14 protein-coding genes are annotated in these 25,865 nt (G+C 40.0%); 6 read left to right on the plus strand and 8 right to left on the minus strand.

Annotation, left to right across the window (positions count from 1 at the left end; all coding sequences use genetic code 11):
• Positions 1-181: 181 nt before the first annotated feature.
• The gene (locus ACZZZW_RS20675; protein WP_157255364.1) at positions 182-1,489 is read right to left on the minus strand and encodes a hypothetical protein; all 1,308 of its coding nucleotides are present in this window, start codon (positions 1,487-1,489) and stop codon (positions 182-184) included.
• Positions 1,490-2,184: 695 nt separating this feature from the next.
• On the opposite strand from ACZZZW_RS20675, the gene ACZZZW_RS20680 reads away from it, so the two are divergent.
• The 3 genes from ACZZZW_RS20680 to ACZZZW_RS20690 all read left to right on the plus strand — a co-directional run bounded on the left by ACZZZW_RS20680 (position 2,185) and on the right by ACZZZW_RS20690 (position 8,625).
• The gene (locus ACZZZW_RS20680; RefSeq protein WP_055906129.1) at positions 2,185-2,580 is read left to right on the plus strand and encodes a GNAT family N-acetyltransferase; all 396 of its coding nucleotides are present in this window, start codon (positions 2,185-2,187) and stop codon (positions 2,578-2,580) included.
• Positions 2,581-3,412: 832 nt separating this feature from the next.
• Positions 3,413-6,634: a SusC/RagA family TonB-linked outer membrane protein gene (locus tag ACZZZW_RS20685; protein ID WP_463496269.1), complete on the plus strand. Its 3,222-nt coding sequence runs from the start codon at positions 3,413-3,415 to the stop codon at positions 6,632-6,634.
• 20 nt (positions 6,635-6,654) lie between these two features.
• Complete coding sequence (locus tag ACZZZW_RS20690; protein ID WP_463496272.1) at positions 6,655-8,625, plus strand: RagB/SusD family nutrient uptake outer membrane protein; 1,971 nt, start codon at positions 6,655-6,657, stop codon at positions 8,623-8,625.
• A gap of 67 nt (positions 8,626-8,692) precedes the next feature.
• Here the strand turns inward: ACZZZW_RS20690 and ACZZZW_RS20695 are convergent, their stop codons facing one another.
• Positions 8,693-8,803: a type II toxin-antitoxin system YoeB family toxin gene (locus ACZZZW_RS20695; RefSeq protein WP_463496274.1), complete on the minus strand. Its 111-nt coding sequence runs from the start codon at positions 8,801-8,803 to the stop codon at positions 8,693-8,695.
• 43 nt (positions 8,804-8,846) lie between these two features.
• Positions 8,847-9,080: a type II toxin-antitoxin system Phd/YefM family antitoxin gene (locus ACZZZW_RS20700; protein WP_463496276.1), complete on the minus strand. Its 234-nt coding sequence runs from the start codon at positions 9,078-9,080 to the stop codon at positions 8,847-8,849.
• A 347-nt stretch (positions 9,081-9,427) separates the two neighbouring features.
• Here ACZZZW_RS20700 and ACZZZW_RS20705 point away from each other — a divergent pair, with 347 nt between their 5' ends.
• The 3 genes from ACZZZW_RS20705 to ACZZZW_RS20715 all read left to right on the plus strand — a co-directional run bounded on the left by ACZZZW_RS20705 (position 9,428) and on the right by ACZZZW_RS20715 (position 15,287).
• Positions 9,428-10,429, plus strand: coding sequence for a family 43 glycosylhydrolase (locus ACZZZW_RS20705; RefSeq protein WP_463496278.1), 1,002 nt, complete (start codon positions 9,428-9,430; stop codon positions 10,427-10,429).
• 9 nt (positions 10,430-10,438) lie between these two features.
• Complete coding sequence (locus tag ACZZZW_RS20710; RefSeq protein ID WP_463496280.1) at positions 10,439-13,402, plus strand: glycoside hydrolase family 2 protein; 2,964 nt, start codon at positions 10,439-10,441, stop codon at positions 13,400-13,402.
• A 214-nt stretch (positions 13,403-13,616) separates the two neighbouring features.
• Positions 13,617-15,287: a GH39 family glycosyl hydrolase gene (locus ACZZZW_RS20715; protein WP_463496282.1), complete on the plus strand. Its 1,671-nt coding sequence runs from the start codon at positions 13,617-13,619 to the stop codon at positions 15,285-15,287.
• Between the two features lie 710 nt (positions 15,288-15,997).
• On the opposite strand, the gene ACZZZW_RS20720 is transcribed toward ACZZZW_RS20715, so the two are convergent.
• The 5 genes from ACZZZW_RS20720 to ACZZZW_RS20740 all read right to left on the minus strand — a co-directional run bounded on the left by ACZZZW_RS20720 (position 15,998) and on the right by ACZZZW_RS20740 (position 25,857).
• Positions 15,998-17,254 carry a glycoside hydrolase family 28 protein gene (locus tag ACZZZW_RS20720; protein WP_463496284.1) on the minus strand — a complete coding sequence of 419 codons (1,257 nt, stop codon included), beginning with the start codon at positions 17,252-17,254 and terminating at the stop codon, positions 15,998-16,000.
• 184 nt (positions 17,255-17,438) lie between these two features.
• Positions 17,439-19,187: a RagB/SusD family nutrient uptake outer membrane protein gene (locus ACZZZW_RS20725; protein ID WP_463496286.1), complete on the minus strand. Its 1,749-nt coding sequence runs from the start codon at positions 19,185-19,187 to the stop codon at positions 17,439-17,441.
• A gap of 24 nt (positions 19,188-19,211) precedes the next feature.
• Positions 19,212-22,475, minus strand: a complete 3,264-nt coding sequence (locus tag ACZZZW_RS20730) for a SusC/RagA family TonB-linked outer membrane protein (RefSeq protein WP_463496288.1) — start codon at positions 22,473-22,475, stop codon at positions 19,212-19,214.
• 27 nt (positions 22,476-22,502) lie between these two features.
• Entirely contained in the window at positions 22,503-23,927 is a 1,425-nt protein-coding gene (locus tag ACZZZW_RS20735; protein ID WP_463496291.1) for a fasciclin domain-containing protein, read from the minus strand.
• Between the two features lie 94 nt (positions 23,928-24,021).
• A complete protein-coding gene (locus tag ACZZZW_RS20740) occupies positions 24,022-25,857 on the minus strand; it encodes a fasciclin domain-containing protein (RefSeq protein WP_463496293.1) in 1,836 nt (611 codons plus the stop codon).
• Positions 25,858-25,865: the final 8 nt, after the last annotated feature.

Raw genomic sequence — 25,865 nt, forward strand, 5'->3', positions numbered from 1 at the left:
TGTAACCCTAAGTTAACCTCGATGTAAATTTTAAGGATATAGTTATACGTACAAAAAACAGACAAAACCATGGATGTATAAAATTTTGACAAACAACACGTTAGCCAACAAACACCTAAAGAATGGATAAACAAAAAAAATAGAAATTACAATTGGCGAGATTTGTCTCACCAACTTATGATCAGAAAACTTCTTTTGTGGATAAATCCTGCAACTTAGGTGAGATTACCTTCCCTATTCCGCTGAATAAAACTTTAACACCCATCACCTTTCCTATCGATTGTTTATAGCTGGTAGACAATGCTTTTTTTCCATTAAGTATTATCGAAACTTTTTTGTTTTCAACTCTGATTTCTACAACTCCGCCATTTAGGGGATCAAAGGCAAGGCCGCCTAAAAACTGGTCAGAGCCTATCACTCTTTTTTCTGAAAATTTATATTGCGAAAACGCAACACAACTGCCGCGGTTGAGGGTAAGCAAATGGCGGTGTTTTTCTCCAAGAATAATAAAAGTTGTTTCTACGCACTGAGTACCCGGCCTGCTTTGTTCAGAAAATACCTTACAAGTAAAAGAAAAATTATCGCCGCTAATATTTGATGGCTTAATGTTACTAAAACCTACCAAAAATGGTTTACTTGTAGATAAACCAGCAGAATCGAGCTGTTTTTTTGATACATAAATATTATTCGGATTTAATGGTTTTAAGCCCGCTATAGGATAGGCCCGTGAGGTATCGTTACCCGAATTGGCTACCCAACCCTTTGTGCGCATGTATACAGCCACTGTATCAATAGGTTTATCGTGGTATAAAAGTGTTGCGTAAACCACACCTGGATTTCTAAAAAACTTTGCCACTTCTTTTTTGCCACTGATAGTTGATTGCAAGGCCTCATCCATAAAATCGATCTTGTACGCTTCATTATCATTTATCGGCCTACTGGATTTTAGCTTAAAAACTGCTGTATGGGGTACATAGCCATACGGATTTTCGCAAACTAATTTAACATCTGCAGGATGTTGCCTATAGCTAGAAAAAAACAAAACGCTGAGTAAAATCAATACCGGAACGGCGCTTAAAACAATGTAGAGTGGTTTTTTGGGTTTTATTTTATTTTCTGGTAAAGTTTGGATATCATCTTCAGCTTCAATACTGGCTTGAGCTTTTACCGCAGCCAATTCTGTAGCCATATGCACAAGTTCAAACTCCTGCCAATCGCGGTAGCCGATAAATTGGGCCAATGCATCTCTTGTAGCTTTTTGCGGGAAATACCGTTGTGGCGTTTTCAACTGGCCAAACAGTCTTTTTAATGTATTTATACTTAAATAAACTTTAGTTTGTTTTCCAAGCTGACTGCTAAGGCTATTGTAATCACATGCCCGCCACTCTTCAATTGCCCTGCCGCCCATTTTTTGTATCAGCTGTTGGCAACAAATATCCATAGCTACAACTGAGCGCTGATGAGGTGAATGTAAAACACTAGTATCCATTCGGCGGTTTTTTCTATTAAAAGGAGATAAGTTAATGTAAAACGGGATAAATATTAACCCTACAAAAGTTAACAAATACTAAACTTTGTTTTACAAACATATGAATTTCAAAGACTTTTTTACATTACTTTATTGTTAATATCAAACATTTTTAAAGATGGATGGAAAACGCATTATCTGTTAAACCTTATTAATACCGATGATGAGTAAATAAACAACGGCTTTAACGCTTATAAGAAAGATAAAGTTTGAGTTATAGAATTAACTATTTTAAAGAGAAAGAGCGCAAAAATCGCCCATTTTTAAATGATTTTTTTGTAATAAGAATAAAAAAGAGGCATGCCATTTTACTGACAATGCCTCTTGGTTAATCAAACTAGTAAATTTAAAAAACAATGCGGATACACTTATTTCATTGTTTTACTAAAAATACCATTTCGAATTATTCACTTTATAGGGATGATCTATTGAAATGTTTATATCATTTAGTTTGTAAAGTCCAGAAAAACAATAACATAAAACAAAGTTAATTTATACTAAACAGTTAAATAGCTAATAATTAACTGATAGTAACAGGATTTTAGCAGGTAAATGCTGTGTTAAACTGACGATGAATTTGGATGTACTATATAGTAAAAACTTTAAATAATCACCATTTATCGTCGTTGATCTTCGTATTCAGTATTTTAGCGTGTATGAACATTACCTACAAATTAGACGTGATTCCAAGTCCTGAAGAAGTGATTGAATTATTCATTCAAGCTGGACTTAAAAGACCAACCGAACCTGAAAGAATTGCTTTAATGTTAAAAAATGCTGATTTACTGGTTACGGCCTGGCAGGAAGATAAGCTTGTTGGGATTTGCAGAACCATTACAGATTGGGCCTGGTGTGCTTACCTGGCAGATATTGCAGTATTTACCGGATATAAAAGTTCAGGAATTGGTAAAGAAATGATTGCCATTACCCGTGAAAAAATCGGCCCGAAGTGTATGCTCTTGCTGCTATCGGTACCTACCGCTTTTGAGTATTACCCGAAGGTGGGCTTTAACAAGGAAGACCGTGCATTTAGTATTGAGCGTACAGAATAGGTTGTTTTTCATCTTTAGTTCTAATTAGGAATTCAAATCATTTGTTACCCTAAATGTAGTTGAAGGGCAAACAATCAGTTCGCAGTTATAATTCTATTTAGGAGTTCAAATCATGCGTTACCATGAGGGTTAATTTATTTATAATAGACAGAAGAATTTCAGGTAAGTAGATTTCCTTTGAGAGACACATTTCGGGCCGAGTGAACGTAGTCGAAAAATCTAACCTGATAGATCTCTCCGTTCCACTGCGTTCCAGTCGAGATGACGACGCTTTCTATTAGCGCCTATCAATGATAGCGGGGTCGAACGGTAAACAATGTAACCCGGAGTTATAAATTCACAGTAATTTTATTTAATCATGCACAGGCAGTACCCGTATGGTTTGCCTTTTTCTGTTTAACACCCTATAACAGCTCTTTAAATTAAGCCAAATTCTAAGCCCATCAAACCCTGGTAATATTGCGCTACAGGATGGAGCAGGACGGATTACCCGAATAAATGTTTTAATCTCGTATAACCAAGTATAAATCAAACAGAGGTTTCTTAATTAAACATTTCAATTATGGGCAACAAAAACAAAACTACCATCATGCAACCGTTTGCAGTAAAGGCCATCCGATTTAACCTTTAAAGCATTACACTACAGCAATTAAGCGAAGGCTAAGCAAGCCATAACAACAATAAACTAACTTATTCTTCATCATTAAACATTGTAATCCATCCATCAAAAAGTGGAGGAAATTACATCATTATATGCCCTCAAAAACAAATAGCATCACATCTAATACGCTATTTGGCCAAATAACCAAATATTTATAAAACCAATAACACTATGGATCTTAATTTTTATCCAGAAAACTTAAAGCGACGGAAGGGCTCTTCTTACAAAAGAATCCTGATCACAGGCATGTCTGCATTGTGCATATTATGCGTCGCAAACACCGCAAATGCTGATGCTAGCATTCGAAAAACAGCACTTTTAACGGTAGAAGCAAACAACCCAATGAGCAAACGGGATGTTACCTTAAAAGGAAAAATTGTTGACGAAAAAGGCGAAACACTGGTTGGCGTAAGCATTAAAGTAAAGGGCACTACCATTGTAACTTCTACTGACGCGAATGGCGCATTTTCAATTACCATTCCATCAACGGTGAGCAACCCGGTTTTGGAGGTATCGTACATTGGTTACACAAGTCAGGAAGTTCCAGTTAGCGGCAAAACAACCATTAGTATCCAGCTAAAAAGCGCAAGCAATGATTTGGATGAGGTTGTGGTAGTGGGTTATAACACCGTTAAAAAAAGTGATTTAACGGGAGCAGTTGTAAGTGTAGGTGCAGAAGAGATTAGATCAAGACCGGTGCAAAACGCATTACAGGCCATACAAGGTAAGGCTGCCGGGGTCGATATTACTTCCAACGAGCGCCCCGGGCAGTTGGGAAGCATCTTAATTAGAGGGGTAAGATCATTAAAAGCCAGCAATTCTCCGCTTTATGTGGTAGATGGAATCCCATTGCAAGCTGGTGGTATCGATGCCATTAATCCAAATGATATTGAAACCATTGATATATTAAAAGATGCATCTGCAACAGCCATCTACGGTTCGCGCGGTGCAAATGGTGTTGTTCTGGTTACCACTAAAAAAGGTAAAATCGGCAGAATAACGATGGATTATGTAGGTACAGCAACCATCGAAACTTTAAATGATAGAATGGAAATGATGAATTCGGCACAGTACATCGAATTCCGTCGTGATGCCTATCGCCGTGTCGGCTATTTAAATCCTTTAGCCAATGCCAATTCCACTTATCCGGCAGTACCTACCCTGGCAGATGATAACCGTATTTTCCCTAACGATAGTTATGTAACTGCAAACATTGCACAGGGCTGGCAAAATGGTGTTTATGATGGCAGTTTGGTTCCTACTACAGATTGGGGCGACCTTGTTACCCGAACCGGTATTACGCAAGATCATGTATTGAGTGTAAGTGGTGGTACAGATAAGATAAAAGCATATGGATCGTTTGGCTACTTAAACCAAACAGGTACACAGTTGGGCCAGGATTTTGAGCGATATAGCGGCAAATTAAGTGTAGAACTTACACCCGTTAAGTGGTTTAAAATGGGCCTTAACTTAACTGCTACTTATGGCTTGCAGAATTATGGCTTCGTTGCTGCAAGTGCATCAGGTGCTGGCAATATTTATGCTGCAGCGCGTGGAATGCTTCCTTTAGCTGTTCCTTTTGATGCAAGCGGCAATAGAATTAACCTGCCGGGTGGTGATATCAATATTCAAAACCCGGTTTTGGAGGCAGATTATAACATCAACCTGCGTAAAACCTTAAGAACCTTAGGATCTGTATATGCAGAGGTTAATATTTTGAAAGGGCTAAAATACCGTATTAATTTCGGACCAGATTTTTCTAATTATTACAACGGCAGGTACCAGGATGCGAAATCAGTTAACCGCGATGCAGGTATCCCTGGCTCGGTAAACAACTATGCGCAATTAAACCAAAGCAATAAATTTGCCTATACCCTCGATCATTTATTGTATTATGATAAAACGCTCGGCAAGCATAATTTTGGGGTAACCTTATTGCAAAGTTCATCGGCCTTTAAAGATGAATCATCATCATTAACAGGCAGTAAAATAAACCTGATTGCACCACTTTGGTACGGATTGAGGGCTGGCAGTGTTACCGCATTGGATGGCTTTGATACTGATTTAAGAAAATCGACACTGGCCTCGTATATGGCAAGGGTAAATTATAGCTTTAACAGCAAATACCTGTTAACGGCATCAACCCGTTGGGACGGTGCCTCACAGCTTGCCGCCGGCAACAAATGGGATTTTTTCCCTTCGGCAGCATTGGCCTGGCGATTGGAGCAGGAAGATTTCATGAAAAACATCAAATGGGTTGATCAGTTAAAGCTTAGAATCGGTGTAGGTAGCACAGGCAACTCATCGGTAGACATTGGCAGCACACTCGGCCTTTTACAACCGCTCACTTATACCTTTGGCAGTTCGGCGCAGATAGGTTATGTGGCATCTGATGCTTCATCGTCCAACCCGATCACTTTTCCTAACAAATTGTTAAGTTGGGAAAAAACCTTACAGTATAACCTCGGTTTGGATTTCGACATATTAAAAGGAAGAATCAGCGGATCACTGGATCTTTACAAATCGAAAACAACAGATTTAATCCTGCTTAAAAATATCCCAATCATTAATGGCTATCCTAATTCATTTGATAACATCGGTTCGACTAAAAATAAAGGATTGGATTTGACTTTAAATACAGTTAACGTTAAAACAAGCGATTTTAGCTGGGAATCTACCTTAAGTTTCTCTACAAGCAAAGATGAAATAGTAAAGCTAAATGGCGGAAACATGGTTCTTGATCGCTTTTTTATCGGTCAGCGCAATGGCGTAGCTTATGATTTTGTTAAAGAAGGCATTTGGCAGAATACACCAGAAGATCTGGCTGAAATTGCTAAATACAAAACAAACGGCTTTACTTTCAGTCCTGGAAACATCAAGGTTAAAGATTTAAATGGCGATTATAAAATTGATGCCAATAACGACCGCCAGATATTAGGCCATTACAACCCAAGCTGGACAGGTGGTTTAACCAATACTTTTGGTTATAAAGGTTTCGATTTAACCGTATTTATTGTTGCCCGCTATAACTTCCTGATCGAAACCGGTGCAGAATCCTTACAAGGTCGTTTTGCACAACGTGTACTCGATTATTGGACGCCTACAAACCCAACAAATAGTTACCCTGCACCAAATTATGCCAGTGCAGCAGGCGATCAGTACAAAAGCTCAATGAACTACCAGGATGGTTCTTTTATCAAAATCAGAACCTTATCCCTGGGTTATAATTTCGCTTCAGACCTGGCAAAGAAACTCACTTTATCCCGCTTAAGGGTTTATGCGCAAGCCATTAACCCTGGCCTGATTTACTCGAACGTTAAATGGATCGATCCGGATTTGGGTGGTTCTACTTTTAACAGAGGTGTAGTATTTGGAATTAACGCAAGCTTTTAATAAAGCATAAGAATTTGATTATGAAAAAGATTAAAAATTTAATAACGGCAGTTGCCTTGCTTGGTGTGGCAATTATTTTACCAACCTCATGCAAAAAAAGCTTTTTGGATGAAGAAGTGATCAATGCCCGTAACACAGCTGATTTTCAAAAAACGGAAGGTTTGGACGGGTTGGTGATCGGGATGTACCAAAGCTTAAAATTCCATTTCAATTATACCTGGGCTTATACCAGTACCAATTATGGCGTTGATGAATTTACAGTGGGCGGCGACAGAACCGAGCAGATGTGGAATTCTTATGATGGCAACTTAAATTCATTTAACTCCGATGTACAGGCAGTTTTCGACAACATGTATACCAACATCAATTCGGCCAACATTGTAATAAAAAATGTGCCTGTATATTATACCGGAGCCAATAAAAATACCCGTTTAGGAGAAGGTTACTTTATGCGTGCTTTCGATTATTTTAAACTGGTGAAACAATTTGGCGGTGTACCTTTACAACTCGAATCATTAGAAGTCATTAAAGAAGAATTTACCAGAAACACTGCCAAAGAAGTATATGAGCAGGTTATTCAGGATTTTATTCAAGCCTATAATCTGCTTCCTGCTACTCCAGGCGAAACCGGAAGACTAACCAAATGGGCCGCAGCACACTTTTTGGCCAAAGCATATTTATTTCGTGCAAGTGAAATGAATAACGACTGGAATGCTGATACCAAAACTGCCGATTTACAGAATGCCGTTAAATATGCTGATTTGGTAATTAACAGCGGCCAGCATACATTGGCTACAAACTTTAGCGATTTATGGAATTTTACAGCTGTAGATGGTCCGAATGAAGCCAATAAAGAAGTAATTCTGGCAGCACAGTTTTCTAACAATACTGCAACGCAAGGCCGCTACGGAAACCAGGTACATTTATATTATCCATCAGTTTATCAAAATCTTCCTGGCATGCAACGCGATATCCCCGGCGACCGTGAGTTTCAAAGGATGAGATCAACCGATTATGCTATCGATGTTTTTGATCGGGTAAACGATTCGAGATTCTGGAAAAGTTTTAAAACACGTTACTTATGCAATAACCCTGCCGGTGCACCAAAATGGACAGCAGCTACAGCACCTACACCTGCGCTTGTTAACCAGGTTAAATTTACCGGCGGACAGGAATCGATCCTTTACATAATAAATGATGCCAACGATACCCGTTATACAAGCACAAACATTACATTAAGGGCACCAAGTATGTATGTGAGGTATTTTGCAGGGCAGCCGCAAAGTTATTTAAACGCACATGGAAATTATGGTGTAAGCCAATACCCTGCCCTTTCTAAATTTATGGATGGTTCGAGGAATTTAATTGCTTCACAATTTGGCCAGCGTGATGGTATATTAGCCCGTTTAGCCGAAACCTACCTAATTGCTGCAGAGGCTTACGGAAGATTAGGGCAATATGCACAGGCCATACCATATTTAAACAAGGTAAGAGATCGTGCTGCTTATAAAGATGGCGAAGATCGCTCTGCTTATGTTGATGGTGGTATTGCTTACAAAACCAATGCGGCTGTTAACAGTTCAGGATTTGTATCCTACTCGGATAAAAATACTTATTTCGAATCTAACAATCTTCCGGTTACTACTGCAAGTACATTAACACCGATGCACTTAAATAGCGAAGCCGATATTTTTAACTCGAGTAGAGATTTTTACGATAAAGTGGGTGCCACCTCGAATGAAGATAAATTTAAAGCTTTCATTTTAGATGAGCGCTCGAGAGAATTGATGGGTGAGTTGATGCGTTGGGAAGATTTGGCCCGTACTAAAACACTTGTTACCCGCACAGCAGCTTTTAATGTTGAAGCCAAACCATTAGAAAACAAACATTACTTAAGGCCAATTCCGCAAAATTTCCTTGATGTTCTTAAAATTAGTGGCGAACCTTTAACACCTGCACAAAAACAAGCCATGCAAAATCCTGGTTGGTAACCGGGTTTAACCATTAACAAAAAGAGCGGTTTACCTTTTGGTAACCGCTCTTTTTGTTAATGACTTTTTATTTATCATAATGAAAACGACATTGAATAACCGCACACTGCTGATCTTTACCTTTAGTACCTGATATTTGATAAACCAAGCGGTGCTCTCCTGTAATCCGCCTAGACAAAAATCCCTTTAAATTATGCTTTAAAGCTTCAGGTTTTCCTAAACTATGAAAAGGCTTTCAAACTCTCAATCGAATTTTCCAGCCTTTTACGATTTGCTTCTGTTGACATAAGATGTGCCGTTTCGGTAAGTGCATTGTATTCTTTAATAGAAATTACCACAACAGCATTCTCTTCATTGTTATTTCTTGGCACAATCAAAATGTCTTCTGTAGCACTTATTTCATCGAAATAGCTTTTCATGTTGGTTCTTAGTGAAGAAATTGTTACTACTTTCATATTATGGTTAATGTACAATCAAAGGTACGTTAACATATACAAATAAATAACATGCTTAATCAACATCAACCTCCCACTAAGCTATATTGCAATTCCATCCTGCCGATAATTTTTACGTATTGCAATTGTTACTTCTATAAACCAATTTTAAGTTGGCATTTCAATCGTTTGAAAAGTCTTTAAAGTCAATCATCATAACTAAAGCACGAGTTCTACAGGATAGAGCAGGATGGCCCTCTAAATTTTAAACGTTAAACTCGTTTAACCATTTAACCAAATATTTCCTATTATAAAGAGTTTTTCAATCCATTGAAAACTGAAACACTCCTATATTGACCCAATTTGAGATGAATAAAATCCTGCTGGCCTTTTTAATGCTATTTTGCACCCATACTTTTGCCCAAAAAAGCAAGAAGATACAACCCGTTCCTAAGCCATTGTATAGCGACCCTGTTTACGATGGAGCTGCCGACCCGGTGGTGATTTGGAATGAAGGCAAAAAAAAGTGGTTTATGTTTTACACCAACCGAAGGGCTAAGGCTAAAAATCTTGATGGGGTAAGCTGGGTGCATGGTACAAGAATCGGCATTGCCGAATCCAAAGATGGTGTGAAATGGAAATACCGCGATACCTGTGATATCCAATACCGGTTAACTGATTATACACATTGGGCACCAGAAGTAATCGAAAATAAAGGGATTTACCACATGTACTTAACCTATGTGCCTGGCGTTTTTAAAGATTGGCGTCACCCGCGCTACATTGTGCACCTCACCAGCAAAAACCTCATAAATTGGAAATTCGAATCAAAATTAAACCTTGCTTCCGAACGCTGTATTGATGCTTGTGTGTTTAAATTGCCCGATAACAAAGGCTGGCGAATGTATTACAACAACGAAATGGCAGGCAAATCGATCTATTATGCAGATAGTAAAGATTTATACCATTGGGAAGATAGCGGCAAAAAACTGATCGGCGATAAAGGCTGCGAAGGTCCGAAAGTTTTCTTTTGGAAAAACACCTACTGGATGGTGGTGGATAATTGGAACGGCTTAGGAATATATTCTTCTAACGACCTGCTGACCTGGAAACGGCAGCCCAAAAATATTTTGCAGGAACCCGGAAAAGGGACCGACGATGGTGTAATGGGCGGTCATGCCGATGTTGTGGTAAACGGAGATAAAGCCTATATCTATTATTTTACCCATCCTGGCCGAACACCCGAAAATAAAGGTATCGACAATGAAGCAACAAGAAGGAGCGTAATCCAACTGGCAGAACTAGAATACCAGAATGGCGAAATTATTTGCAACCGCGATAAACCATTATTCATTAAATTAACCCACTAACCAATTATAATGAAGCATATTTACCTTTTCTTAATGGCTGTGCTCCTGCCCTTTATTGCATCAGCGCAACAATCATCCAATCCACGCAAAACCTATAATTTTAATCCAGACTGGAAACTGTATGTAGGAGATTTACCTGGTGCAGAAAGCACTGAACTTGATGATAAAACGTGGAAATCAATCACCCTGCCCCATGCATGGAATGAAGATGAAGCCTTTAAAAAGTCGATAGAAGACCTTTCTACAGGAATTTCATGGTACAGGAAACATTTTACCATTCCAGCCACCGATCAGAACAGTAAAGTATTCCTCGAGTTTGAAGGCATTAGGCAGGCGGGAGAATTTTACCTGAACGGAAAGTTTATCGGCAGACATGAAAACGGGGTAATGGCTTTTGGTTTCGACATTAGCACCTTGATTATTCCAAACAAAGAAAATGTAATCGCCGTTAAAATCGATAACGCCTGGAACTATAAAGAAAAAGCCACCAATTCTGGCTACCAATGGAATGATAAAAATTTTAACGCCAATTATGGCGGAATATCCAAAAACGTTCGCTTGCATGTAACAAGCAATATTTATCAAACACTTCCACTATATTCTACCTTAAAAACAACGGGCAACTATTGTTACGCTAAAGACTTTAATATTAAAGGAAAATCAGCGGTGGTTGTTTCTCAATCTCAGGTAAAAAACGAAAGTACTACCGATCGGAAACTCATTTACGAAGTGGAGCTAAAAGATCTTGACGGGCAAGTTGTTAAAACTTTTAAATCAGCCGAAACCACTATTAAAGCTGGCGATACCATAACCTTAAAAGCAGAGGCATTAGTAAATGACTTGAAGTTTTGGAGCTGGGGTTACGGTTATTTATATACGGTTACTTCGAGATTAAAATCAGCAGATGAAATTATTGATGAACTCAGCACCAAAACTGGTTTCAGGAAAACTGAATTTAAAAACGGAATGGTTTACCTAAATGATCGTGTATTGATGATGAAGGGTTATGCCCAGCGCAGCAGTAACGAGTGGCCTGCAATTGGCTTATCGGTGCCGCCCTGGCTAAGCGATTACAGCAACCAACTTATGGTAGAAAGCAATGCCAATTTAGTACGTTGGATGCACATTACCCCATGGAAACAGGATATAGAATCGTGCGACCGGGTGGGCTTAATTCAGGCCATGCCTGCCGGAGATTCGGAAAAAGATGTAACAGGAACCCGCTGGAACCAACGCAAAGCGGTAATGACGGATGCCATTATTTATAACCGCAACAACCCAAGCATCGTTTTTTATGAGTGTGGAAACGAATCAATCAGTGCGGCACATATGCAGGAAATGAAAGACATCAGAAACCTTTACGATCCGAACGGCGGCAGAGCCATCGGATCCAGAGAAATGCTGGACATCCCGGAAGCCGAATACGGTGGCGAAATGTTGTACATCAATAAAAGCGCAACCAAGCCCGTATGGTCTATGGAATACTCAAGAGATGAAGCTTTAAGAAAGTACTGGGATGAATATTCGCCACCTTTCCACGTAAATGGTGCCGGCCCTAAATATAAAGATGCCGATGCCAGCGATTATAACCGCAACCAGGATTCTTTTGCCATTGAAGATGTAATCCGCTGGAACGAATATTACGAAGAACGCCCCGGAACGGGCACCAGGGTAAGCGCTGGTGGGGTAAACATCATATTTTCAGATTCGAATACCCACCACCGCGGTGAAGAAAACTACCGCAGAAGTGGCGAAGTAGATGCCATGCGAATTCCAAAAGATGCTTTTTTTGCGCAAAAAGTGATGTGGGATGGCTGGGTTGATGCCAAAAAAACCGGCATTCATATAATTGGGCATTGGAATTATAAAAGCGGCGTAAAAAAGAACATATATGTAGTGGCCAGTGGCGATAAAACAGCGCTATTTGTAAACAACAAATCGCTTGGTTTTGGCGAAAAAAGTAATGGCTTTCTTTTCACCTTTAAAAACATTAACTACCAGCCTGGCACAATCAAGGCCGTTTCATATTCTTCAGCAGGCAAAAAACTGGCAGAAACCCAATTAACAACAGCAGGTAAGGCCCTTGCTTTAAAACTTACCGCAATAAAAAATCCGACTGGTTTTAAAGCCGATGGTGCCGATGTAATATTGGTGCAGGTTGAAGTTATTGATGGAAATGGAACCCGTTGTCCTACAGCCTCAAATATGGTCAGCTTTAATTTAGATGGCCCTGCCGAATGGCGTGGTGGTTTAGCGCAAGGACCGGATAATTATATTCTCGCTAAAAACCTGCCGGTAGAAAATGGCATAAACAGGATACTCATCCGATCGGCAACCACCGCCGGAAAAATTAATTTAACAGCAACAGCCGAAGGCTTAAAACCTGCAAACCTTTCTTTCGAAACTACAGCGGTTAAAACCGTTAACGGCTTATCTGCCCAGTTACCAAGCAATGGTTTGAAACCAAACTTAAGCAAAGGGCCAACGCCCCTTGATCCATCTTACACCGTTTCGAGGAAATCAATCAAAATTATAACAGCCGAAGCTGGTGCCAATAGCGATAAAGCCAGCTTAAGTTTCGACGATAACGAACTGAGCGATTGGGTAAACGACGGAAAGCTTAATACCGCATGGATAAAATATACACTGGCAAAAGAAAGCATAGTAACAGCAGTATCTTTAAAACTGAACGGTTTTAGAACCAAAATTTATCCATTAAAAATTCTGGTTGATGGTAAAGTGGTTTTTGAGGGCAATAGCAAACCGAGTTTGGGTTATTTTACCGCAAAGTGTAAAGCAACAAAAGGTAAAACAGTTACCATACAACTGGTTGAAGCAGGGAAAGAGAAAGAAAATTCGAATATTGGTGTAGAGGTAAACGGTAAAAAGCTCGATGATGGGGTAGAACGTGCAGAAACAAAGTTAAAAGGAGGTTTAAGTATTATTGAGGCCGAAATTTACGAGCAACCTTAGGCGATCTGTTAAAAGGTCGTCATTGCGAGAAGGAACGACGAAGCAATCTTTCATGCCAATGATCCTTTGCCATAAAGATTGCTTCGTCGGCTGAAAAAGCCTTACAGCAATGACGATAACCTGAGGAGATTAGTCTTTTAAGTGCTGCTGTTATTTATTTGATTTTTATACAATTAATTAACCCTCAGGATGACAAATTATAAAAACAAAAGCGATGCAAACACCCAGCAAAATTTACCTCCTAATCTTTAGCTTAACCGTTTTTATCCCTACAGTAAAGGCGCAAGAAAAAGCCAGCATTGAGGTTAATTTCGATAAGAATATTGCGCCCATGAAGCCCATTTGGGCCTGGTTTGGTTACGACGAGCCAAATTATACGTATATGAAAGACGGGCAGAAACTGCTTACAGAGATTTCGAAGTTAAGTCCGGTTCCGGTATACGTACGCGCGCATAATTTACTTACCTCTGGCGATGGTACCCCTGCTTTAAAATGGGGCTCTACCAATGCCTATACCGAAGATGCACAGGGCAATCCTGTTTACAACTGGAAAATTGTTGATCAGATTTTTGATACCTACGTAAAGCTGGGCATGAAACCTTTAGCCCAGATTGGCTTTATGCCCGAGGCACTTTCTACCAAACCTCAACCCTACCAGCACAAATGGAAACCTGGTTCCAAATATGATGAAATTTTAACCGGCTGGGCTTATCCTCCTAAAGATTATAAGAAATGGGGCAACCTCGTTTATGAGTGGGTGAAACATAGCGTAGCCCGTTACGGAAAAGCTGAGGTAGAAAGCTGGTACTGGGAAGTATGGAATGAACCCGATGGTGCGTATTGGAAAGGAACACAAAAAGAGTTCTTTAAGCTTTACGATTATGCCGCAGATGGATTGAAGCGTGCTTTACCTACGGCGAAAATTGGTGGGGCCAACGTTACAGGTGGTGGTTCTAAATATTTAGATGCCTTTATCAGGCACTGCTTAAACGATACCAATTATGTAACGGGCAAAATCGGCTCACCGCTGGATGCGGTGCTTTTCCATGCTAAAGGCTCGCCAAGGGTGGTTGATGGAACAGTGGTAATGAATGTTAAAAACCAGCTGCGCAATATCGATGGCAATTATAAGGTGATCAGTAAATATCCCCAGCTTAAAAACATTCCTGTTATTATTGGCGAATCCGATCCGGAAGGTTGTGCTGCTTGTGGCATGAGTACCAAACCGGAAAATGCCTACCGTAACGGCACCATGTATTCGAGTTATACCGCAGCATCTTTCGCCAGGCTTTATGCGCTCACCGATCAATATAACATCAATTTATTAGGTGCAGTTACATGGTCGTTCGAGTTTGAAAAACAGCCCTGGTTTGCTGGCTTTCGCGATTTGGCTACCAATGGTGTTGATAAACCTGTATTAAATGTTTTCAGGATGTTTGGCTTGATGAAAGGAAACCGTGTTGAAGCCAAAAGCAACCGCATGTACAACTTAACCACCATCCTCGATTCGAGCATTAGAAAAGCACAAACCGATATCGGTGTTTTAGCCACAAAAGCCGAGAAATCGGCTTCCGTAATGCTGTGGAATTATCATGACGAAGATAAAACAGATGCTAAAGAAACGGTTTCAATTTTGTTAAATAAACTACCCGTTAAAACGGTAACCCTAACCGAGTATCTTATAGATACTGAAAATAGCAACTCCTATTCGGTATGGAAAAAAATGGGTTCGCCACAGAAGGCAGATGCAAAACAGGTTGCAATTTTAGAAAAAGCAGGTCAGCTTAAAATGATCGGTAAACCAAAGAAATTTAATACTGACAACGGTGCTTTTAAAATTGAACTGGCCAGGCAGGGTGTGGCACTTTTAAAATTGGACTGGTAAAGCGGATTTTGCAAACTGTTTAAGCTAAAGCGCGTTTCAGAACGAGTGTTAAATAGATTATTGTTTGTAACGAAAATCATAATCTATTCATTGCATGACATAAATTATCAGTTTTACAAGGAAACCTTCCTGCTCATGGCAGCGGCAAATCATGAGTATCATGAAACCTTCCTGCTCACGGCAGCGACAAATCATGAGTATCATGAAACCTTCCTGCTTACGGCAGCGGCAAATTATGAGTATCATGAAAGCTCGCTGCCGTGAGCTGCTAAAAATCATTGTAAATAAGTAGCTGTTTAAAAAGAACTGCTTATTTATAAGATTGCTTCGGCTGGTGCAGACCTGGCCTAGGCAATGAAGATATTAGTAAAGTTCAGTTTTTTAAAAGTATAAGCTAGAGATTAAGATTGTAAAAGCATAGCGATCGCATTACGATTCCCGCATGCGCGAGAATGACGGATGTATGTTGCCTTCAAGGCTTTAACAGCAAGAAAGGTGCTGAAATAAATTCAGCATGACGATCGTCTTAGACCTACGGGCAAATATGTATGAAAAAACATAGCGATCGCATTACGATTCCCGCATGCGCGAGAATGACGGATGTATGTTATGATGGCAAATCCAAAGATTTCTCCACTACGGTCGAAATGACGTTACTATTTACCCCTTCAGTTTCTTAAAAGAGATAAGTAAAATCAGAAATTATACAACTAAGGTTTAACCACCAAAGGTGCTCCATTTACCATAACATTATCAATTTTAACATCCTGATATTTATTCTTCAAGAAAGGCGTTTTAGTAGTTACCTCCAAATCCTTAAAAAGAAAGTCCGATACTTTATCATCTGGATTCCCATCCATTTCACCAAATTTAGTGGCTTCAACTTTAATGTTCGATAATTTGATGTTTCTAATTGTACCAAAAGGTTTCGCTGTACTGCCTTGCAGATCAAAAAATTGTTTCCATGGGTTTAAGTCGATAATCGATCCACAAGTTCCAGTAATGTTTTCTACAGTAATATTTTCATAAAGCTGAAAGGTATCTCCCCTCATTTTCATTCTCAATATCGGGCAGTTATTATTTACTTTACAATTGCGCATGGTGATGTTGCGGGCGTGGATGCATTCGCTGCCCATGGTTAGGGTGGCATGGGATTCGCCGATAGTACAGTTTTCGATCAATATATCCTCCACAATTCCATTTTCGGGTAGATTTTGAGCATTAACCCCTTTACCCCCTTTAATGCAAATGGCATCATCATTAACAGAGATGTAACAATTCCTAATGGTTACTTTTTTGCAAACGTCTATGTCGATACCATCGGTGCTGGGTGCTTTTACAGGTCTGAAAGGTGACCTGATATCACAATTCTCAATCAATACATTGTTGCACTGATACAAATGGGTAGTCCAGAAACCGGAATTACGCAATTTTACATCTTTAATATTCACATTATTACAGCTCCAGATAAACAATAAACGTGGACGGCTTACTTCGAGATTTGTAGCATCTCTACCTGTTTTCTTCACCGAATCGCGGTAAAACCAAAACGTTTTCCAGAATTTTAGTCCGTTGCCATCGATAGTACCGGGACCAGAAATATTAAAACCGTCTACTTTGGTGGCATTAATCAGGGCTGCAAAATATTTTAAACTTCTGCCTTCCATTCTTGAGGGGATAAATGGATAATCCATAATGTTATCTGATCCTTTAAGTACCGCTCCTTCTTGCAACAGTAAATTGGTTTTGGGCTTAAAAAACAATGCCCCGGTTAGGTAAGTACCTTTAGGAATTACAATTGTACCACCTCCTTTTTTAAAAGCCTTATCAATTACACTTTGAATCGCTTTGGTATTCAGTTTTGTACTATCGCTACTTACCCCAAACTTGGTTATTACGTACTCCTGGGCTATAGAATTTAAGCTGATTATGGCAAGAAAAGTGACGAATATTAGTTTTTTGATCATGAACATGGGTAAATATAAATAAATGAGCGTAGAAATCAGGGACGTCATACGATTCGGCACGGTGTTTCGCTATTGCCATCATTCCGCGCAGGCGGGAACCTTAATGCTACCTATGAAACCTATTCGGGCCTTACGATTCCAAATCAAGTTGGCAATTACGATTCGGCACGTTGTTTCATCAGCTCTATTTCCAATCAAACGGCAAATACCAGTTGGCTGGATCCATCAACTTTGCACGGGTTGCAGTAGCATTGGGATCACCAGCCTTTAACAGTTTTTGATAAACCTTTTCTGCTAAAAAAGCTGGATTGTTCTGCCTGCGGGCAACACGAACTAAATCTGGCCAGCGGTTGCCCTCAAATGCCAGTTCGAGTGCATCCTCATCAATCAATTTACCTTCCAAGCCTAACATATCGGTTTGAAAGCTTACATCAATTGCACGCACATTTGCCCTATTTCTGATTCCTGTATTTCTGTACCATGGCGATTTATAATCTGAATTGCTTCTGGCATCAAAATAATAAGGCGAAGTGGTAGGATATGGTGTTTGCATGGTATTGATCTCGGCAGTAGAAACCGGAGATTTTGCCCCACTTAAATAAGTACCGGTGTAGTAGGTATCCTGAATACCAATATTCAAAAACGCCCATCCTAGTTTGCTCTGCCCATCACGGTTTGCCGCTTCAGCGAAACGCAAGTGTAACAAGCCCGCTCTATAAATTCCCCATTTACCACCTTTATTAAAACTGCTCAATACAGTATTATTATCCGTTAACTTGGTAATTACCGGACCAGCCGCAGAAGTTTCGTAAGATAATCTACCCCTTGCATCATAAGGTATACCGCTGTATTGCCTTTGCGCATTCCAGTTATCAATTGCAACTTTCGATGGTTTGATCAAGTATTTGCCATACAGAGATGAACAAACATCAACCATTGGATTGCCCGGTTTATAACTTGGGTTGTAGGAAATGCCCCAAAAAAACTCCGAATTCCAGGTAATATTATTGGTAGGCTGTATAAACATATTGCGCCAACCACCATCAGTTACCAAGGCACCCTCATCCTGTGCCCTTGTGTAACGTACTATTAGGTCGTTATATGCGCCACCGAGAGCATAAACAACTTTATAGGCATCAAACTGAATATTGATGTTGGTATTGGAATTCTCAATATTCATCACCTTGGCATAATTCTCTGCTGCCTTTAAATAATTGCCCTTCCATAAATATAAATCGCCCAATATAAAGGGTTTACAGATGAATATTTTTTGCGTGTTCTGCCCATCAATGGCCACATTTAATGCATTGCCTGTTGGGTACGAGTAAACTTCCTTGTAAGGCAGCTTTTCGGTAAAATCAATCAGTCGGGTTAACAACTCATCGAAAGATATGCGCGGATAAAGGCTTAAATTTTTAACATCTTCTACCTTTTCAACAGGATCGGTGATGTATGGAATGCTACCATACTGCGCACCCAGTTGTAAGTAAATAAAACTGCGCAAAGCACCCAGATCGGAGTAATGTTTATTATAATCATCAACACTCATCCGGTGATCGGCAAGCATTAAATTGAAGTTTTTAAGCGCATCGTTAATGTTCAAAATCACGGTATAATATGGCCTTGGATCGATATAAGGATTATCTTTACTCGTGGTGTGGTTGGATAGCTGCTTTAAATATACATCGGCATTTCCAGTAACATCTACCAGATCGCCCCGCAGTTCATTTTGTAAAATGTATAACTTTTCAAGGCCCAAAAACTGTCCGTAAGCACCAATTACAGCTGCATCGGCATCACCTACGTTCCGGTAGGCATTGGTAATATCCAATTTATCTTCAGGTACTTCATCTGTAAGTTTTTTGCACGACCATGAACCTGTTGCAATTAGGGCTACTGCTAAAAGGGCAATAACTTTTTTATTAAAATCCATCTTCATCTTTTTATACATTATCAATTATAAACCAATTCTAACACCAAGTTGGAACGACCTGAACTGGGGTTCTAAGGTGGTATCTACACCCTGCGTAAATATGCTCCCAGAGGCACTAAACTCAGGATCGTAACCCAGGTAATTGGTTAAAGTGAATACATTATTAGCCGTTGCATAAAGCTTTGCATACTTAATTGCTTTTGCTTTTAGCGGCACATTATAGGTTAAATTCAAGGTGCGCAGGCGGAAATAAGATCCATCTTCTATCCACCTATCAGAAAATTGTGCATTGCCCATCGGGTCGCCATAACTTGCTTTCGGCACATTGGTAACCTGTCCTTCTCCACGCCAGCGGTTGCGCACTACATCAGTCTGGTTGTAATAGCTGTTTCCAGATTCGAGTACCGAACGGGTATAGTTGTAAATATCGTTACCGGCCACAAATGAGAACAGCACATCCAAACTCCAGTTTTTATAGCTGAAGGTATTGTTAATACTTCCATAAACATCAGGGTTAGGGTCGCCAATTACAACGCGGTCGGCATCATTGATAATTTTATCACCATTGGTATCAATAAACCTGGTATCTCCACCGGTAAATGGCACCAACGCACCTGCACTGTTTCTAATCGATAAACCAGCGGCACTAGCTTCGGCTGTGGTGGCATATACTCCGTTGGTACGCTGACCGTAAAATAAATTAGCTGTTTGGCCAACTCTTGTTAAATAGGTACCATTGGCATAGCTGGTTAAAATATCGGTACTGCCGGGCAGGCTGTTTATTTTATTTTTATAGGTACCCAGGGTGATGCCTAAATCCCATTTGAATGTTTTATTTAAAATGCGGCTGTTTAAACCAAAATCCAATCCTGAGGTACGCATACCGCCCTGATTATCGATATAAGAATTGATCCCTCCTACTGATGCTACAGGAACATAAGCCAGCATTTTGCTGGTGGTATGGATATAATAATCGAGGCTCAGACATAAACGTTCATTAAAAAATGAAGCATCTATACCGGTGTTGAATTTGGCTACCTGCTCCCACTGGATGCCAGGGTTGGCAATGTTGCCACGCACAAGGCCTTGTAAACCCAACAGGTTTTGCGATACATAATATTGCCTGTTGTTATAATTGCCAACATCATCGTTACCAACCAGGCCATAGCTTAATCTCAGTTTCAACAGATCGATGTATTTATAATTGTGCATAAAATCTTCAGAAGAGATTAACCATGCCCCACTTAAAGCCGGTAAAATAGCCGATTTATTGCCCAGGATATCCAAACCATAACCGCCGATATAACGTACCGATGAAGAAATATCTTTACGGCCAAACCTTGATGACTGATCAACAGCGGCATTTAAACTTAAATAATACTTATCCTTATAATTGTAGTTGGCAGTAAAATAACTGTTCAGGTTACTCCATTTGCCAATATCGCCACCAAAAGAGCGTAATGCGGCATTACTGTTGCCAATGCTGATTAAAACATCAGTTGCGGAGTTGTAACCAATGGCAAAATCCTGTTCGCTCTGGCTCGAGGTATAACGCGTACCCAATGCGGCATGCAGGGTATGGCCCTTGCCAAACCTCCGGTCGAAACTTAAATGTAAATCATCAAAAACACTAAAGTAACGGATTACCTGGGTACCCAGCTTACTATCGCCAATGGTGGTTGGTAAAATTTCGTTGGTTACGCCTTTACGTGGAATAAACAAAGTTTCCTGCGTTTTATCATAGGTTAAACCGGTTAGGTTGGAAAGTTTAAATGTTTTGCTGAATGCGTAATCAAAATTAATGTTACCAAAAAAGCGGTAAGCTTTCTTCTGGTTCAGTCCCTTTTCAATCAGTGCCCTTGGGTTACTTACCCCCAGGGTATCATATTCGGCCAGGTTTGGCGAAACTGCTCCTGATGCACTGATTTCATTTACCGCTAAAAACGGTGCTTTTACAAGCGATAGAAAAATAGGATTCGTACGGGCAGACAAGCCCTGATCTTTTAACCGCTGTTCGGTATAAGTAAAAGATAAATTGGTGTTTCCGGTAAGTTTTTTGGTGAGGTTTAGATCACTGTTAAAACGCATGGAGTATTTATTGTTGCTGGTAGAATCAATTACGCCCTTATCGGATGAATAACCTGCAGATAGTGCATATTTTGCAATGTTATCGCCCCCGCTTACTTTTAAAAAATAGCTTTGATCGATACTGTTTTTGAAAACCTGGTTCTGCCAATCGGTATTTTGATGGTACATGGAGTATGTTGGATTGGTTGCCGGGTTCGGATCATCGTTCATATAAGGTTTGGCGGCAATAGCAGTGGCACTTAAACCCTGGCTTTTTAAAACATCAGATAAATAACTCCGGTAATCATCTACGCCCATTACCTTAATGCTTTTAGGTTTTAGGTTGATCCCTGTATAGGCAGAAAAATCGATCGTTGTGGCCAAATCTTTGGCGTGGTTTGTAGTAATGATCATTACCCCATTTGCAGCCTTACTGCCGTAAACAGCAGCGGCAGAAGCATCTTTAATGAGGCTGATGTTTTCGATATCACGAACATCAATAAATTGCAATGGATTATTTTTATGACCAGTTGTTAACGATGTACCGTAAGAATTGGCATCGTAAACCATACCATCAACTACATACAACGGTTGGTTTGTGGCATACAATGAAGTAAAACCCCGTACAAACACATCGGCACCAATACCTGGTGTACCCGATCTCCTGATTGCATTTACACCCGCCATGCGGCCTTGCAAATAACTATCTGGTGTTTCAGAATTAACTGTCCACCCGCCCTGAGGACTCAGGTAGCTTAAGGCAGACTCTGATCTGGCCAGGTTTTGTGTACCTGCAGGCAATGTTACCTCAGTAAACAAAGAGTTGTAGCTGTTGGGATAAATTTTAATGGTAGCCAGTTTACCTTTATGTACAGGTAATAATTTGGTGTGGTAATTGGTAAAGCTGATTAAAATTGTGGCATTATAATCGGGTACTACAATGCTGAACTTTCCATTGTTATCGGTTAAAGCACCCGAAAAATCGGTTACGGTAAGTTTGGCTCCGGTTATGGGCTTATTGGTATAACCATCTACCACAACGCCTGTTATTCTTTGGCCAACCAACCGTTTTTGCTTCACTTTTACCGTTGTGGTATCGGTACTGTACTGGCTCGAATCTGTTTTGCCGGTATCGGTTTGCTGTGCAAAAGTTAAGGCGGGGCACACGAGGGCAAACAGCGCAATTAAAATTCCTTTTCTTATGATGGTAAAATTATGCATAGTCTTTTATTGAGTCAGATTACTTAATTAAGGAAGAATAGGTTCAAATCTCAGGTAATCTAGAATGAGCGTATTTTGGTTAACCGAAGTTACGTTTGCCGATATTAAGCGCAGTTGCAACAGCCCATATTGTTGTGGTGTATAATCGCCTAGGTAAACTTCTGTATAATTTAAAGGCGTTACTGTTTGCGTGGCAAACACATCGTAAACCAGGGTTGTTGGGTTAAATATGAAATAGCGCTGGGTAAAGTTGGCCACCTGTGCATCACCAGGGCCACCTGAAATGGCTCTTGCGTAAACTTTGTATTTCACATTTGCAACGGTTGATAGGTATTGAACATAATATTCGGCAATACCATGGTTGTACACTTCAATATCCTTATATGGCAAGCCCTTATCATCCAGTTTAAGCCGGTAAAGCGTATTACCTGATCTGTCTGATCTAAAACCAGAAGGCAGTTCGCCCTCAATTTTAAAGGTTGGCACTTTATCTTTGGTTCTGAAAGGCATGGCATTCATTACATATACAATTCCGTTACTGGCGCGGTATGATTTTACAATAGCCGATTTTTTAATTGGAATTTTAACCCCTCTGGTAGAAATCAGTGTATCTGGTAATTTATCAAGGGTATACAATCCTTTTGCCACCAGATCGCGCACCAATATAAATGCGCCTCCATTTGGATAAAAAGGTTCTAAACGGTTACGTTCTGTAGTAAAAGTTGCGTCCTGCAACATGAAAAAAGTGTATTGCTGGTTTTCCGTACGTAAATCGGCAACACTGTTCCAATAGGTATTTCTTGATACCATTGGCGGGTTTGGCGCAAATATCGGGTTGCCTAATGCATTGTAACCAATAATTGTGGCATTAGCGGTATCAATTACCTGGGTAGATAAGTTGGCGATGTAATTGGTTTGGGTGGGTGCATCGGTACTGCTGAGCATAAAATCCCAAACATTTAACTTGGTTGGCACCGCCTTATCAATTACATATAAAGCACCGTTTTTAACAAAGGCAGGAGTGCCTACAACAGCGGCTTCTTCGAATGTAGCACCAATCATGGTAGCATACTTTTTATTTTGCAGCAACACTCTTACAGTATCGGCAATGCCTTTTGGTGCAGTGGTGGCAGTTAAGCCTATATGATTGGCCACAAAATCTTTCAATTTTAAAGGATCACTCACAATTGCTGCATCAAGCGTTGCCAATGCATCATTGGTGGGTGCCCAAACCGTATATGTTTGCGATGAGCTTAACAGTTTATCATAACCTGTGCTCCTCACATATTCGGTAAACTTACTCAGGTTGGCCTGGCCGGCAATTTTTTGTAAAAGATCGGTGGTATTATCCACATTTACAATCGCTGTATGCTCCTCCATTGCATTTTTGCATCCCCCCAGCCAAAGCACAATGCCCAGTAACAATATGGTATGTAGTATATTTTTTCTCATTAGTTATTTCGGTTATCTCCCTATTACAAGCGTTTATTTTATCTGTAAATGAGGTTGCACCACCAATTTAATGGTGCAACCTGATTATTAATGGTTAGGGTTTTTGAAAAATCAGACCGTCTTTACCTGGTGAAAATCTTGGATAATTCTGGTCATCGTTTTCCGGTATAAATTGAATCATATCCAACCAGGTATTGCTGCTTGTTTCTGCACCGCCAACCATGGTTAACCTAATCCAGTGCCTATCAGTAGTCGTAATGTTTACTGTTCCTGCTAATCTGCCGGTTGCAGTTGGCCAGTTATTTTTAACAGCAGGCTGAATCAGGCCAACATTGCCATTTTTATCTTTATCGTTTGTAGTAGCCAGATAGCGTTTAAAGCCCTGTGCCAACATCAAAGGGTCTGAACTCGGTAAAGCAGCTCCTGCATCAGTCATACCCGAAGAAGTGAGCGATTGCCTGAAATCAACAAGATTTGGTAAAATCTGAGCATCAGGCGTGCCAATATCCATACCTATCTGGCAAAGTGGACCGCTGCCAAACTGGCTATAACAGATCCAAACCTTGTATTTACCCTTAACCAACATTGGCGTTTTTAACTCTACCCAAATTGCGCGATTTGCATTTGTTAAACCCATTGAAAGGTTCAATTTATCGTCGTAAGCAATTCTTCTTGTAGCACCGAAAATAGAGACGAAATAATCGTAATTCTGAGGAAGAGTTGCCTTTGCAGCATTATTTACTCTCATTCCTGACAAAATAGAGGCTCCGTTTGCAAACAATGGAATTGTACCGCTGGTTGCACCATTTCTGCCACGCCAGATGGGATTTGCTTTTAGCTCTGGTTGATCGCAAACATCAAAAAATACGCCTGTTGGATAACGCACCTTAATGGAGTAAAGGTTTTTAGACTCATGAATTACGCCATTTGCAGTGGTGATATTGCTGAAGGTTCTGTTTAATTCCACTCCAGGCTCCAATAGACCATTAAATTCATCATCATTTAATAAAATCCGCTGGTTAACATATTTGGTGGTTACTACCTCTTTTGGTGCAAGGGTATTAATGGTAGTTGATGAGATGATATCGGGCGTATAAGCTGCACCTGCCGAAATGTGATAGGCTACATATAACCATAAACTATCGGTATGGCTTTTAGGATTGCCTGTTTTTGAAAATTTGGCTTTAAAGGCTTCATAACTGCTGTAGCCAGCTTTTACCAATGCAGAATCTGATTCGATAATAGCCGTTTGCAATCTTCTGGTGGTATCTGTAACGGTTGATGAAGCTACATTTAAGGAATCGAAAAAACCAGTTTCTTTTAAGGCCTGGGTAAAATACTTGTAACGCCCGCTGGCCTCGATGGTTTGTGCAGTTGTTAATGTTGCAGGGATTAATACATGATCGATTACATGGATAATGCCATTACCCACCCTTACATTCGACTGGCTTATTTTTGCCTGTTTGTTTACAATAATGCTGCTTACCCCGCCTTCATTTACGCCACCTGTTTGCAGGTACTGGCCATATAAAGTTATTTGTGGCAATTTTCCATCTGTAAAGCGGTTGGTTGCAACAGTATCGGGCAATAAATGGAATTTAACCATATCTTTCGATTGCTCTACACTTAAATCGGCTACGTTCGCTTTGCCAATACCTTTAAGCCAGGCGGTTACGGCATCGTTGGTCGGCGTAAATAAGGTGTACCTGCCATAAGCACCTAAATAGCCAGCAGTGCCCGAACGCTCTACAATCTGCCTCATTAAAGAGAACTTGTCTGGGTATTTATCTAAATAGCCGGTAATGTTTACATCATCTGTAGTGGCTAAAGTGTACGATTCTCTTTTACATGCATTTATAAATATAAAAGCAATAACACAGATCATCGCCAATTTGGCCAGGCTGCGTACATTTTGATTATTTTTCATCATGCTAAAAT

This window comes from Pedobacter sp. AC379 (assembly GCF_979258145.1).